Annotated in this window: 14 protein-coding genes; 6 read left to right on the plus strand and 8 right to left on the minus strand. The window is 64.9% G+C overall.

The features are described from left to right. From ACMUOY_RS01710 to mnmG, 8 genes are all read right to left on the minus strand, one after another. Positions 1 to 1202: hypothetical protein (locus ACMUOY_RS01710; RefSeq protein WP_413890443.1), on the minus strand; the 1202-nt coding region annotated here is incomplete at its 3' end. A gap of 53 nt (positions 1203 to 1255) precedes the next feature. Further along, positions 1256 to 2182, minus strand: coding sequence for a ParB/RepB/Spo0J family partition protein (locus ACMUOY_RS01715; RefSeq protein WP_413890445.1), 927 nt, complete (start codon positions 2180 to 2182; stop codon positions 1256 to 1258). 4 nt (positions 2183 to 2186) lie between these two features. Next, positions 2187 to 2726 (minus strand): RBBP9/YdeN family alpha/beta hydrolase, encoded by a 540-nt coding sequence (locus ACMUOY_RS01720; protein WP_413890447.1) that lies wholly within the window; start codon positions 2724 to 2726, stop codon positions 2187 to 2189. 39 nt (positions 2727 to 2765) lie between these two features. Then, positions 2766 to 3596: a ParA family protein gene (locus ACMUOY_RS01725; RefSeq protein ID WP_413890449.1), complete on the minus strand. Its 831-nt coding sequence runs from the start codon at positions 3594 to 3596 to the stop codon at positions 2766 to 2768. 32 nt (positions 3597 to 3628) lie between these two features. Next, a complete protein-coding gene (locus ACMUOY_RS01730) occupies positions 3629 to 4243 on the minus strand; it encodes a LysE family transporter (RefSeq protein WP_413890451.1) in 615 nt (204 codons plus the stop codon). Positions 4244 to 4276: 33 nt separating this feature from the next. Beyond that, complete coding sequence (gene rsmG, locus ACMUOY_RS01735) at positions 4277 to 4975, minus strand: 16S rRNA (guanine(527)-N(7))-methyltransferase RsmG (RefSeq protein WP_413890453.1); 699 nt, start codon at positions 4973 to 4975, stop codon at positions 4277 to 4279. A 76-nt stretch (positions 4976 to 5051) separates the two neighbouring features. Beyond that, a complete protein-coding gene (locus ACMUOY_RS01740) occupies positions 5052 to 5732 on the minus strand; it encodes a hypothetical protein (RefSeq protein ID WP_413890455.1) in 681 nt (226 codons plus the stop codon). 71 nt (positions 5733 to 5803) lie between these two features. Further along, entirely contained in the window at positions 5804 to 7780 is a 1977-nt protein-coding gene (gene mnmG, locus ACMUOY_RS01745) for a tRNA uridine-5-carboxymethylaminomethyl(34) synthesis enzyme MnmG (protein ID WP_413890457.1), read from the minus strand. A gap of 350 nt (positions 7781 to 8130) precedes the next feature. Between mnmG and ACMUOY_RS01750 the strand changes: the two genes are divergently transcribed. The 6 genes from ACMUOY_RS01750 (at position 8131) to ACMUOY_RS01775 (ending at position 14193) form a co-directional block, all read left to right on the plus strand. Further along, on the plus strand, positions 8131 to 8463 hold the full coding sequence (locus tag ACMUOY_RS01750) for a hypothetical protein (RefSeq protein ID WP_413890459.1): 333 nt from the start codon (positions 8131 to 8133) through the stop codon (positions 8461 to 8463). Between the two features lie 157 nt (positions 8464 to 8620). Further along, the gene (locus ACMUOY_RS01755; RefSeq protein ID WP_413890461.1) at positions 8621 to 9145 is read left to right on the plus strand and encodes a hypothetical protein; all 525 of its coding nucleotides are present in this window, start codon (positions 8621 to 8623) and stop codon (positions 9143 to 9145) included. A 120-nt stretch (positions 9146 to 9265) separates the two neighbouring features. After that, entirely contained in the window at positions 9266 to 10141 is an 876-nt protein-coding gene (locus tag ACMUOY_RS01760; protein ID WP_413890463.1) for a hypothetical protein, read from the plus strand. Continuing rightward, complete coding sequence (locus ACMUOY_RS01765; protein WP_413890465.1) at positions 10138 to 12762, plus strand: molybdopterin-dependent oxidoreductase; 2625 nt, start codon at positions 10138 to 10140, stop codon at positions 12760 to 12762. Before ACMUOY_RS01760 ends, ACMUOY_RS01765 begins: the two co-directional genes overlap by 4 nt. 16 nt (positions 12763 to 12778) lie before the next feature. Beyond that, a complete protein-coding gene (locus ACMUOY_RS01770) occupies positions 12779 to 13471 on the plus strand; it encodes a 4Fe-4S dicluster domain-containing protein (protein ID WP_413890467.1) in 693 nt (230 codons plus the stop codon). Continuing rightward, positions 13468 to 14193, plus strand: a complete 726-nt coding sequence (locus ACMUOY_RS01775) for a molecular chaperone (RefSeq protein WP_413890469.1) — start codon at positions 13468 to 13470, stop codon at positions 14191 to 14193. Before ACMUOY_RS01770 ends, ACMUOY_RS01775 begins: the two co-directional genes overlap by 4 nt. Positions 14194 to 14196: the final 3 nt, after the last annotated feature.

Consider the following 14196-nt stretch of genomic DNA (forward strand, 5'->3'; position numbering starts at 1 on the left):
CCGGTGGAGCGGCTGCCGCGGCTGGTGCGCCCGCCGGTGCTTTCCTCACCCAGCATGGCCATGGTGCTGGACTTCACCCGTACGCGAACGGCCCAGTCGGGCTCCCAGACGGCCTTGGGGTCGGCCGGGCGTGGGGGATAGGCGAAATTGCTTTCGCTGCCGTAGGCGATCATGCGCAACATGCCGCCGCTGTCACCGCGCCGGCCAGCGCCTGCATCCTTGGCCGCGAAGATGCCGCGCGGGATGGCGCACTGCGTGGTCTCCGGCGTCAGCAGGACCTTGTCCTTGATCCAGCGGTCGATCGTGGCATTGGGCAGGTAGTCAAACAGGCCCATGCCGCTGTCGGGCGTGTCGGAGCTGGACCACATCACCATGTCGTTCTCGCCGACGGTTCCCATCGCGTGCAGGAAATAGGCGCGCGCCTGGTTCACGCTGCGCCAGTTCAGCGCGATGCTGTCCTTGGGCGTGCCGCTGCTTTGCAGCTCGATGGCCGGCATCACGTCCTGCGCCGCACCGAGCGTGAACTTGAACGATGGCGGCACGCCGTCTCCCTGGATCTGGTGATCGCCGACCAGCGAGCTCTCGCGGCTCAGGCTGACCCGGTTGCGCTCATTGGGAAACAGCACAAAGCCCGGGCCGACACGCGCGCCCCGGTCGGGCGCGAAACGTCCGGCAAAGGCGGTACCGAAATCAGCCGGATTGGCCCGCGCCAGGTCGATGATGCGGGGCTGCCCGGGTCGAACCTCGGCGCCGCAGCCCCAGTAGATCAGGATGCGACCCTTGGGCGTCTCGCGCTTGTACTCCTCCGGCACCTCGGACGGCTCGGTCTCCTTGACCGGCTGCGCCGGTGGCGGCGGCAACAGCGGCAGCTTGTCGCCCATGCGCGCGCCGGGCGGAATGAGCTGCGCGGCTTCGACACCGGGTTTGAGCCGGTTGTACAGGGCGATGTCGAGCACGCGCGGCGGCATGAAGCTCATGCCGCGCGCCATGCCGTAGGTGGTGTTGTTGCCGCCGCCCATCATGCCGCCGAGCATCGCGCCCACGCCGCTGTCCATGTCGGGCATGCCGGCCATGCCACCGGTGGAGACATCCATCCAGAGCTGGGCTTTGGGCGGCTTGACGTTCTGGGCCTGGGCCGCCGGCAGCGTGCCGAAGCCGAGCGCGAGCAACGCGGCGCCCAAGGGAAGCAGGGAATGTTTCATGTGTCGCTCCATCAGCAATGGCCGCAGGATCAGCCTCCCTCTGCGCGCTGGTGTCAGACCGCGCGCAGCCGCTCGATCAAGCCATTGAGTTCGTCGAGCGATCCAAAGTTTATGACGAGTTCACCCAGTTCCTCCACGCGGCCATGGCGTTTGACACGTTTTTTTACACGCACCTCGACGGCGGCCGTCAGCAGGTCGGACAGTTCCTCCTCGACCCGGCGCAGATCGCGCGACTTTTCCTTCTTCGGCTTCTGCGGCACCAGATTGAATTCGGCGCCGAGCTTCTTCACCAGACTCTCGGCTTCGCGCACCGACATCTTTTTCGCGCTGATCTGGTTGCCAGCGGTGATCTGCGCCGCCTTGTCCAGCGCCAGCAGCGCGCGCGCGTGGCCCATGTCGATGTCGCCGGCCATCAACATGGTCTGCACCGGATCGGCCAGATTGAGCAGGCGCAGCAGGTTGCTGGCCGCGCTGCGCGAGCGCCCGACGGCTTGCGCCGCCTGTTCGTGCGTGAGGCCGAACTCCCGGATCAGCCGCTGCAGGCCCTGCGCCTCTTCCAGCGGATTGAGGTCTTCGCGCTGCATGTTTTCGATCAGCGCCATGGCGGCGGCGGCCTGGTCGCTCACGTCGCGCACCAGCACCGGAACGCTGTCCAGCCCGGCCAGCCGCGCGGCGCGGAAGCGGCGTTCGCCCGCGATGATCTCGTACTTGCCGGCGTTGGCGCCCTGTGCGAGCTGGCGCACGAGGATCGGCTGCATGATGCCCTGTGCTTTGATCGACTCGGCCAGCTCGTACAGCGCGCCTTCGTCCATGCGGGTGCGTGGCTGGTAGATGCCGGGCACCAGATCGTCGAGGTGCAGCGCGGTGGGCTGGGCGCCTTGGGCATCGGCACCGCGGTCGCCGGCGGCGTTTTCCTGGACCGCCGGGCCCAGCAAAATGTCGAGCCCGCGTTGCAGCCCCTTGGGTTTTCTGGTGACCATGGTTTCAGTCCTTCATCAATGATTGCAGCCACGCGTGGCCCTCGGGCCAGTCGCCCAGGCCGGAATCGGCGTTGATGTGGCCCAGCGGGCCGACGTTCCTCAGCTCGCTGTTCCACTGGCCAGCCAGGCCGGCAGCCTGCTCAAAAGCGCCGTATGGGTCGTCGGTGCTCGCCGCCACGATCGAGCGAAACGGCAACGGCCGGCGCATCACCGGCGCCCAGCCCGGCAGTTGCTGGCGCAGGTCTTCACGCTCCACCTCCGGCGGCGCCACCAGCAACGCGCCGCGAACCTGCGCGGTGTGGCGCGAGTGGGCGGCCCACCAGGCGGCGAGGATGCAGCCGAGGCTGTGCGCCACCAGCACCACCGGCCCGGGGGCGGCCAGAACGGCCTCCTCCAGCTGCACCGTCCAGTCGCCCCGCAGCGGGCGAATCCAGTCGTGTTGCTCCACCCGCGTGTAGCCGTGCCGAAGCTGCCAGCGACTCTGCCAGTGCGCGGCTTCGCTGTTGAGCCAGCCTGGAAGGATGAGAACGCCGCGGCTATCCATGCAGAAAAGTTGTCAATGCGCTATACAATTTATAGCTCCCTACGACCGGTTTGCGCCGGGGTCAGCCGCTTCTGCTTGATTTTTTGATGCCGGGAGGTCTTCCGGACGGCCCAAACGGGTCACCATCTCTCGGGCGAACTCCACATAGGCCTGGCTGCCCTTGGCCGACGGGTCGAATACCACGCCTGGCAGGCCATAGCTGGGCGCCTCGGCCAGGCGCACGTTGCGCGGGATGAGGGTGTTGAACACCTTGTCGCCGAAGTGCGCCTTGAGTTGGTCGCTGACCTGCTGCTGCAGCGTGATGCGCGGATCAAACATCACGCGCAGCAGGCCGATGATCTCCAGCTCACGGTTCAGGTTGGCATGCACCCGCCGGATGGTATTGACCAGATCGCTGAGGCCTTCGAGCGCGAAATATTCGCACTGCATCGGCACCACGACGCCGTGCGCCGCGCAAAGACCGTTGAGGGTGAGCAGCGACAGGCTGGGCGGGCAGTCGATCAGCACGAAGTCGTGGTCGTCCGCCACCTCGGCCAGTGCGGACTTCAGCCGTTTTTCGCGGCGCTCCAGGCCCACCAGCTCGACCTCGGCGCCCGCCAGTTCACGGTTGGCACCCAGCACGCGGTAGCCGCATTTCTCCGACAGCACGGCGGCTTCACGGATCGAGGCGGACTCCAGCAGCACGTCGTACACGCTCAACGTCAGTTTGCGCTTGTCAACGCCCGATCCCATGGTCGCGTTGCCTTGCGGGTCCAGGTCGATCAAAAGCACCCGCTGCCCCACCTTGGCCAGCCCCGCGGCGAGATTCACGGTGGTGGTGGTCTTGCCGACGCCGCCCTTCTGGTTGGCAACACAAAAAATCCTGGCCATGGGTGCCTTCGGGTGGAGGGGTGAAAAAGGGCTTAACGGGACAGCGCCAGCCGCACGCCAAAGCCGATCAGGAACACGCCGGCGATCTTCTCCAGAACCCGGCCGATCACGGGGCTTGCCCGCAGCCGCTCGGCCAGAAAATGCGTCAGCAGCACGACGGTGAGTCCGTACAGAAAAGCCAGCACGGCAATGGTGGTCGCCATGACGCCGAAAGTCACCAGCCCCTGGTGGCGGGCAGGATCGATGAACAGCGGAAAGAACGCCATATAGAAAACAATGGCTTTTGGATTGAGCAGCGTGATCGTGAAAGCCTGCTGGAAATAAAGCCGAGGCCTGATGTTCAGCACCGGCGCACTGCCCGGTTTGGCCACGATCATCCTGAAACCGAGCCAAGCCAGATAGGCTGCACCCACCCATTGCACCGCCACAAAGGCTGGCGGGTAGGCCGCCAGCAATGCAGCCACGCCAGCCACGGCCATCCACATCAGAACCTGATCGCCCGCAACCACCCCCAGGGTTGCGCCCAGCCCGCCGGACACGCCCCCTTTGCTGGTGGAGGTGATGAGCGCCAGATTGCCCGGCCCTGGAATCAGCAGGAACACAATCATGGCGGCGACAAATGCGCCGTAATCGGAGATGCCGAACATCGGACGTTCCCGGGTGGTGGTGGATGGAAGAGTTTACGTCACGGCTGGCGCCGGCGTGGCGGCTTCGCGCAGCCAGACGATGCAACGCTCGGCTTCAAGCCCCGGCACCCGCAACGGTTCCACGTGAAACACGTCCACCCCGGGCGGCAGCACCGCGATTTCTGCGGCCGGGTGTTTGCCCTTCATGGCCAGCCAGATGCCGCCCGGCGCCAGCGCCGCTCGGGACCAGGTCACGAAGTCCGCCAGCGAAGCAAAGGCGCGGGAACAGATCAGGTCAAACGGTCCGTTCAGGCTTTCCACCCGCGCATGCAGGCCTCGCAGATTGGGCAGGCGCAATGTGGCGGCCACCTGCTGCACAAAGGCCGCCTTCTTGCCCACCGTGTCCACGCAGGTCACGTCCAGTTCGGGACAACAGATCGCAATCACCACACCGGGGAGCCCCGCTCCAGATCCCACGTCAAGCACGCGCGCGGACGCATCGGCCGATCCATTCGGACGCAGGGCAGTGAGCTTCTGGCGCAGCGGCGCGATGACGGCGAGGCTGTCCAGCAGGTGGTGCGTCAGCATGTCGGCAGGCTCACGCACGGCAGTGAGGTTGTAGACCTTGTTCCATTTGTGGACCAGGTCCAGATAGGCGATCAACAGATCGACCTCGCCTGGCGACAAAGACAGGCGGATCACCTCGGTCGAGCGAATCAGCGTTTTGCGGAGTTCCGCGGTGGTTTCGGTCATGATCGGGCAAGGCAGGTTACATCGCGGATTGTCGCCTGCCGCGCCGGGTGTTCCACGTGAAACAGGTTCCGCGACTTCACCCGCCGCTGTCCCAGCAATTCCCCTTCTGATCGGCGGCGTGGACCCAATAGCGGGTATGCCCGGTCAAGCCCGGCCCACGCTGGCCCTGAAGCGCCCAGGCACCCGAGCCGCCAGCCTGCAGCCCGGCCATTCGCCAGCCCGCGCCCAATTCCTGCTCGCAGCGTGCAGACCCCGCAGCCTCAGACTCGATCACCGCGCCCATCACCGGCTGCGTCGCCCCCAGCGCGCCACCCGCCCAGACACCGCGTGCGGCGTCAAGCCCACCGGGCATCGGCGCCTCCGTCGCCCGCACGCACAAAACGGGCAGTACCGTGCGGCAACTGGTGTCGCCCTGAAGCGGGTTGCAGCCACCCCGGTGAGGTCGATCCTGCGGGGCGGGCTCGCCGTGGCAGCCCAGATGCGCCACATCCGATGGCATCCTGCCATCTCCAAGCAAGGCAAGGCTCAGGCCGTGGCCGATGGGGCGGGGCGTGGCGGTCGTGACGGCAGGCGCCGATGCGGTGTTCGTCGAAGGGCCGCGGCTCATTTCCAATTCCTTCCGGTGCACTTCCGATTCCCGGTTTTCCCGTTCCTTTTTCAGGTACACGGGAACGACCAGCATAAGCACCAGGATGCCGACGACCAGAAGCGCCCGCGCCATCATGAAAGCACCGAACTGTCCAAACCTCGTCGCCATGCAACCCCCTCCTGCAACCGGCTGCGTTGGTTTGTGGTCAACGGCTGGCGGTTGCGCGCAACACCCCTGCTTTACGGCGGCGCCTGACCAGCCGGGCCCGCCAACGCCGTGTCCCGCACCCGGATTCCACTCTTTTTCAGATGAATCAGCAACAGCGAAATGCTCGCCGGGGTGATGCCGGAAATGCGGCTTGCCATGCCCAGGGTTTCCGGCCGGTGGCGCGCGAGCTTCTGGCGCGCCTCGATCGACAAGGCCGTCACCTGCATGTAGTCCAGATCGGCGGGCAGACGCAACCCCTCGAAGTGGGCCGCCCGCTGAACCTCGTCTTTCTGGCGATCGATATAACCGGCGTACTTGGCCGCAATCTCCACCTGCTCGATCACCGGCGCGCTCAGCCCGCCAAGCACGTCTGGCAACACCTCAACCGACGCATGGGCACCGCCATCCATCGACATCAGCGCGCCGTAGGTCACATTCGGGCGACGGAGCAACTCGAACAGGTTGTACTCGTGATCGATGGCCTTGCCCAGCACCCGCTCGGACTCGTCCGCCGGCAGGTTGCGCGGGTTCACCCAGGTCGACTTGAGGCGCTCTGTTTCACGTGAAACAGCATCGCGCTTGCGGCTGAACGCATCCCAGCGGGCGTCGTCGACCAGCCCTAGGCGGCGGCCGGTTTCGGTCAGGCGCATGTCGGCGTTGTCCTCGCGCAGCTGCAGGCGGAACTCGGCACGGCTGGTGAACATGCGGTAGGGCTCGGTCACGCCCTGGGTGACCAGGTCGTCCACCAGAACCCCCAGGTACGCTTCGTCGCGGGCCGGCAGCCACGGATCGTCACCCCGGCATTGCAGCGCGGCGTTGATGCCGGCGAACAGGCCCTGGGCCGCCGCCTCTTCATAACCCGTCGTGCCGTTGATCTGGCCGGCAAAAAACAGGCCCTGGATCTGACGGGTTTCGAAACTGCTTTTGAGCGAACGCGGATCGAAATAGTCGTATTCGATGGCGTAACCGGGGCGCAGGATGTGGGCGTTCTCCAGTCCTTTCATGCTGCGCACCAGGTCGTACTGGATGTCGAACGGCAGACTGGTCGAGATGCCGTTCGGGTAGAACTCGTTCGTGGTCAGGCCCTCGGGTTCCAGGAAGATCTGGTGGCTGTCCTTGTCGGCAAAGCGGTTGATCTTGTCCTCGACACTTGGGCAGTAGCGCGGCCCCACCCCTTCGATCTTGCCGGTGAACATCGGGCTGCGGTCAAAGCCGCTGCGGATGATCTCGTGCGTGCGCGCGTTGGTGTGGGTGATCCAGCATGGCAGCTGCCGGGGGTGCATGGCCACGCTGCCCATGAAGCTGAACACCGGTACCGAACCTTCGTTCACCCCGCCGGGCATGCCGTCGCCGGGTTGTTCGGTGCATCGGCTGAAATCGATGCTGCGGCCGTCGATGCGCGGCGGCGTGCCGGTCTTGAGCCGGCCTTGCGGGAGCTTGAGTTCCTTGAGCCGGGCGGACAGGCTCACGGCCGGCGGGTCGCCCGCACGGCCGGCGGCGTAGTTGTTCAGGCCGACGTGAATCTTGCCGTCCAGGAAGGTGCCGGCCGTCAACACCACGGTACAACCGCGAAACTTGATGCCGACCTGCGTGACCGCACCCACCACCCGGTCGCCCTCCACCATGAGGTCGTCCACCGCCTGCTGGAACAGCCAGAGATTCGGCTGGGTCTCCAGCATCCGCCGGATCGCCGCCTTGTACAGGATGCGGTCGGCCTGCGCCCGGGTGGCGCGCACCGCCGGGCCTTTGGAACTGTTGAGGATGCGGAACTGGATGCCGCCCTCATCGGTGGCCAACGCCATCGCGCCGCCCAAGGCGTCCACCTCCTTGACCAGATGCCCTTTGCCGATGCCCCCGATGGACGGGTTGCAGCTCATCTGCCCCAGCGTCTCGATGTTGTGCGACAGCAGCAGCGTCTTGCAGCCCATGCGGGCCGCGGCCAGCGCGGCTTCCGTGCCGGAATGACCGCCTCCGACCACGATGACATCAAATTCCTGTGGGTACAACATTCGCGAGACTCCGGCGCCAGGCATCCGGATGCCTGGCATTGCTTTCTGCGACCCCGCTTACTGCCGGGCGCCGCCTTGGTGGCGAAAAGGACCGATTGTCCCACCACCCCGCCCAGCGATGCTTGCAGCGGCACTTTCGCGCCGGTCCTGACGGCGCCACACGCCCTCCCAGGGACAGCGGCCCGACACGCTTCGGTCCCTGCCAACTTGTCAGAGCGGTCCTTTCGCCTCCCTCGGTGGCCGCATTTGGCCCTCGGTAAGTTTGATCAAGATCAAAAGCTGATCAAACAGCGCGCCATGGAGATCTCTGCGAATTCGAGAATATCCATATGTCAACAAAGGACTAAGGCATGCGTACATCGCAGGTATTGAAAGGCGCGGGCTTCGCCACACTGTTCTGGGTTTCTGCCGCATGGGCGCAGCCCAGCTTTGTTGCGGGCCTGCAACCCGATCGCCGCCCGCCTGGCGCCCCGGTCAAGACCGAAGCGTCCTTCACGCCCGAGCAGATGGCGCAGTTCCTGCGCGGCATTGAAGGTACGCCCCCAGGCAACGTGACCACCATCGTCGCCACCGGCCAGTGGTTTGTGCCCATGCGGCACCCTGGCGCCACACCTCCCTATGACCTCCGCGGGTGGCATGCCACCCCCGCTCCCGCGACACCAGCCGCCTCGTCACCCCGATGAAGCAGCGGACATTTTTTCTGGCGCCACAGTCCGCAGGATCGCGGTGCCGCACCGAGTCGAGTTTGCAGCCGATCACGCTGCCGGCACGAACTGCCGACGGGCAGGGGGAACTGTCCCCAACACTTTTCCACAACTTCACTTGATCAAGGAGAAATCTATGAAATCCATTCGCACCGCCTTCGGCCTGACCGTCATCGCAGCCGCCCTGGCAACCTCTGCCTATGCCCAACAGGCTGGCATGTCCGGCATGAGCGGCATGTCCGGTGACCAGAAGGGCATGAGCGGCATGTCGGGCATGTCGGGCGACCAGAAGGGCATGTCCGGCATGAGCGGCATGCAAGGCCAAAAGGGCATGTCCGGCATGTCGGGTATGTCCGGCGACCAGAAGGGCATGGCCGGTATGAGCGGCATGGAAGGCAAGAAGGACGCCAAGAAGCCGGCCAAGAAGTCGGACAAGCAGGAAGGCATGAGCGGCATGTCCGGCATGTCCGGTGACCAGAAGGGCATGTCTGGCATGAGCGGCATGCAAGGCCAGAAGGGCATGTCCGGCATGAGCGGCATGTCTGGCGACCAGAAGGGCATGTCCGGAATGTCTGGAATGTCCGGTGATCAGAAGGGCATGTCCGGCATGAGCGGGATGTCTGGCCAGAAGGGCATGAGCGGCATGGAAGGCAAGAAGTAATCTGCCTCTTGGGGCTGGATCCAACGGCGAGCCCCCTCCCGCACCGCCCCGGGCCGGGCCATACGCCCGATCCGGGGCTTCTTGTTTTCCCTGACCACAACCCCGTGTGGAGTACCAAGCATGCAAATCCCCAGGCCTTGGTGGGCCCAGGCAGTCACCACCGTCGCCGCCTTGCTGACCAGCGCCCTGCTGGTTGCCTGCGATGGGCCGAAGCCGGAACCCGCCAAAACCAGCGCTGAACCCGCTGCGAAGATTTCCGAGCCAGCCCCCAAAGCGGAGCCGAACTACCACGCCGCGCGCTACGACAAGATTCATTTCAAGCCAGCCATCGAAAAGGCCACCGACGCCGAATGCCTGGCCTGTCATCAGGAAGTGCTCAAGCCTTCGGTGAGAAAACATTCCCCGGCCGGTCTCGCCTCTGCCGACGTCAAGGCGTGGTACCAGCTGACATCGACCTACACGGGTGAGCAGGACACGATGCACCGGCGCCACCTTGAAACCCCGCTGGCCAAGGAACTCATGAACCTGCGTTGCAACACCTGTCACCAGGGCCATGATCCGCGCGACGAAGCGCCCGGCACGTCGGCCAGCAACCAGGACCAGACCCAGCCGTTGCGCAAGTCGGTCAGCACCGAAGCGGTCTGCCTGAAATGCCACGGCAAGATGAACTGGCAGGTCATGGGGCTGCCGCAGCCCTGGGAGCAATCCAAGACCACCTTCCAGAACAACTGCACGCTGTGCCATGCCGCGATTCGCACCACGCGCCACCAGGTGAACTACCTCAATGCCAAGGCGATCGAAGAAGCCGGTTCCAAGAACAGTGACACCTGTTATGGTTGCCATGGTGGCCGCTCCTGGTACCGCCTGCACTATCCTTATCCGCGCAATGCCTGGCAAGGCATGTCGGCCACCGTACCCGACTGGGCCAAGAACCGTCCCACCACCTCCGAAGCCCGCTTTCTTCCAGCGGCCGTAGCCCAAGGAACCAAGCCATGACGAACGAAACCCTGCAGCCTCCTTCCACCGGAGCCACCGTCCGCTTCCCGGGTGTCAACGACACCGTCCATCCTGACGGTCAGGGCTACCAGCGGCGCGACTTCCTGAAGATTGTCGGCGCCTCCGCCGGTGCTGCTGGTCTGGTCAGCGCCGGTGTCTCGCTGGCCCCGAAAGAAGCCACCGCGTTCCCCTACGCGCCCTACTACACCGACGACCAGTTGACCACGGTCGTCACCTCATGCGCCCACAACTGCGGTTCGCGCCATGTGCTGGTGGCCCACAAGAAGGGCGACGTGATCGTTCGCCTGTCCACCGACAACGGGGAATACCAGGCCAGCGGCGCCTATGGCAAGGACACCTTCGAGGAACCTCAGTTGCGCGCCTGCCTGCGCGGACGCTCCTACCGCGCACGCCTGTATTCGCCCGAGCGGCTGCTGTACCCGATGGTGCGCGTCGGCAAACGTGGTGAAGGCAAATTCAAGCGCGTGTCCTGGGACGAGGCCTTGGACACCGTCGCGAAGAAGATGGTCGAACTCAAGAAGCAATACGGCCCGACCGCCCTGCTCGACCAGAGCTACGCCGGCGCCTCTTACGGCGTGCTGCACAAGTCCGACCAGATCGAGGGCCTGCTTGGCCGCTTCCTGGGCATGTTCGGGTGCCGCACCAATTCGTGGTCGGTGCCGAGCTACCAGGCCACCACGTTCTCCAGCCGCATGACCTTCGGCACCATCCAGGACGGCAACGAGGACGACACCTTCGCCCACAGCAAGCTGATCATCATGTGGGGCTGGAACCCCGCCTACACCTTCCACGGCGGCAACACCTTCTACTACATGCGCATGGCCAAGCAGCGCGGCTGCAAGTTCGTGCTGGTCGATCCCGCACACACCGACTCGGCCGCCAGCTACGACGCCTGGTGGATTCCGATCAAGCCCAACACCGACGCGGCCATGATGGCCGCGATGGCGCACCACATCTTCACCAACAACCTGCAGGACCAGAAGTTCATCGACAAGTTCTGCCTCGGCATGGACAAGGGCACCTTGCCCAAGGAATACGCCGACAAGGAGAACTTCAAGGACTACATCCTGGGCACCTACGACAAGACGCCCAAGACGCCCGAGTGGGCCGAGCCGATCTGTGGCGTCAAGGCCGCGGACATCCGCAAGCTGGCCGACCTGTACGCCAAGACCAAGCCCGCAGCGCTGAAGGCCTCCTGGGCGCCCGGCCGGGCATCCTACGGCGAACAGTACAACCGCATGGCGGCCGCCTTGCAAGCCATGACCGGCAACATCGGCGTGCTCGGCGGCTGCGCCGAGGGCGTGGGCAAAGCCTGGCATGCCGAAAGCGTGGCCTACCCCTACGACGAAAACGCCAACCTCTGGTGGGGCTCGATCAAGTCCGACCGCTGGGCACACTGTGTGCTCAACTACCCCAACGTCAAGCGCGAGGAAATCGGCCTGTGGCCGCGGAATGACAACCTTGATGGTGTCATCCCGAACATCAAGGGCATCTTCTGGCAGGGTTCGGACTGGTTCAACCAGCTCACGAACATCAACAAGGAAATCAAGGCCATCGAGAAGCTGGAGCTCGTGGTCTGTCTGGATTCGACCATCACGCCCTCGGGCATCTGGGCCGACGTGCTGCTGCCGATCGCCACCCATTTCGAACGCCACGATGCCGCCCTGCCCTGGTACAAGGGGCACTACTACATCCACCGGCCCAAGGTGATCGAACCCTTGGGCGAATCCAAGACCGATTTCCAGGTCTTCACCGAGTTGTGCTACCGCCTGGAAGCGCTGGATCCGACCCTGAAGGATCTGGGCAAGCGCTACAACCCGCGTGCCGACCGCAGCTACTTCCAGAATCCGGACGCGGTGGACGAGGCCTACCTCTCCCACTGGTGGAACAACAGCGTGAAAAAACACCAGCACGTCACGATGTCGTGGGAGGATTTCAAGAAACACGGCACCTACAAGTTCATCCTGAAGGAGCCGCATATTGCCTTCCGTGAACAGGTGACCGAAGGAGTCCCGTTCGAGACCGCATCGGGCAAGATCGAGATCTTTTCGACCTACCTGGCCGGCATCAAGGACTGGAAGAAAACCCAGTTCGGCTACGAAATCCCCTATCTGCCCAAGTGGATCGAACCCTTCGAATCCCTCAATCACCCGATCGCGCAGAAATACCCCTACCACCTGATCAGCCCGCACCCGCGCTGGCGCACCCATTCAATTTTCAACAACATCGCCTGGTTGCGCGAAACCTACGAACAGGAGGTCACGATCAACGCCTCCGACGCCGCCAAGCTCGGCGTCAAGACCGGCGACACGGTCGAAGTCTGGAACGATCGCGGCAAGTGCGTGGTGCCGGTCTATGTCACCGAGCGCCTCATGCCCGGTGTGGTGGTGCTGTTCGAAGGCGCGTGGATGGACCTCGACAAGAATGGCGTGGACCGCGCCGGCAACCCCGATTTCCTGACCCTGGACGAGCCCAGCCCTGCGGGCGCCTTCGCCTACAACAACGCGATGGTTCAGATCAAGAAGACCGATCTGGTCCATCGCCCGGTGTGGGACGAGCTGGCCGCCGCCCGCTCGTCCGTGTTCCGCCGCGACATGTAAACACAGGAACGCTGCCATGACCGAGAAAATCGTCATCCGCAAACTCGGCAACGCCGAGAAAGCCCGCGTGCCCGAAGCCCAGAAGCTGCGCGACGCCACGACCTACACGCCGGTGGTGCCCAACAAGCAGTTCGGGTTCATCCACAACAACATGGACTGCATCGGTTGCCGCGCCTGCGAGATCGCCTGCAAGGACAAGAACGGCCTCGCCCCCGGCCCGCGCTTCCGTCGCGTCATGTACGTCGAGGGCGGCAGCTACCCGGACGTGTTCGCCTACAAGGTGAACATGTCCTGCAACCACTGCGCGGAACCCGCCTGCCTGCCCGCCTGCCCGACCGGCGCGATCTGGAAACGCAAGGACAACGGGGTGGTCGACATCGACTCCACCCTGTGCATCGGCTGCCGCCGTTGCGAGGCCACCTGCCCCTTCGGAGCACCGCAGTACGATGTCTCGGACAACACGGTCAAGAAATGCAACATGTGCATCGACGAGCTGGAGGCCGGGCGCAAGCCTTACTGCGTATCGGCCTGCATGATGCGGGTGCTTGACATCGGCCCGATCGACCAGTTGCTCAAGGGAACCTATCCCACCAAGGCCATGGTCAAGGGCGAGCAGCCGGTGCGCCAGGTCAAGCACATGGCCAACCCCGAGCTGACCAACCCCTCGATCGTCTTCATTGCCCATCCCAAGGGCAAGGTCGACGCGTGAGCGCCGAACAAGCGCAGTCCCCGCAAGCCAGCGGGGAAGATCGCCCGGCGCCGCCCGGCTGGCAACGTCCGGCCGCCGAAGACCTCAACGCCCTGGCATGGCTGCATCTGAAGGAGCACGCGCCGGACGTGCTGGTGTCGCTGAACGCCAACGGCTTTCCGGCCACGCTCGCGCTTGTCGCGGCCGAGCATCCGGCGAGCCGCGCGATGGACGCGGCGTTGCAGGCCCTGGCCGGGCACGGCGACGGCAGCGTCCCGGGCAGTTCGCCGGACGACCTGGCGGCCGACTATGCCGCCATTTACCTCACCTACGCCCTGCGCGCCTCGCCGTGCGAGTCGGTCTGGCTTGACGAAGACCATCTGGTGATGCAGGGGCCCACTTTTGCGGTGCGCGAGTTCTACCAGCGCCACGACGTCCAGGCGCCCGATTGGCGCGCCATGTCCGATGACCACATCACCCACGAGTTGCAGTTCGTGGCGCTGCTGCTGGAACGCGGCGAAGAGCGCGAGGCGGCGCGCTTTCTCAAGCAGCATCTCATGGCCTGGCTGCCCGATTTCGCCCAACGCGTCGGCCAACGCGCCGAAACGCCCTTCTACGCGGCGCTGGCCGCCCTCACCCTGGCGGCGTGCGAGCAATGCCAGCGCTGGCTGCCCAAGGTGGCCGTCATGCCCCGCGTGACGGTCGAAACCGACGCGAACGTTCCCCCCGGTTGCGGCGCCTGACGG

It is taken from the genome of Candidatus Skiveiella danica (assembly GCF_022705245.1).
Taxonomy (GTDB): Bacteria; Pseudomonadota; Gammaproteobacteria; order Burkholderiales; family Burkholderiaceae_C; genus Skiveiella; species Skiveiella danica.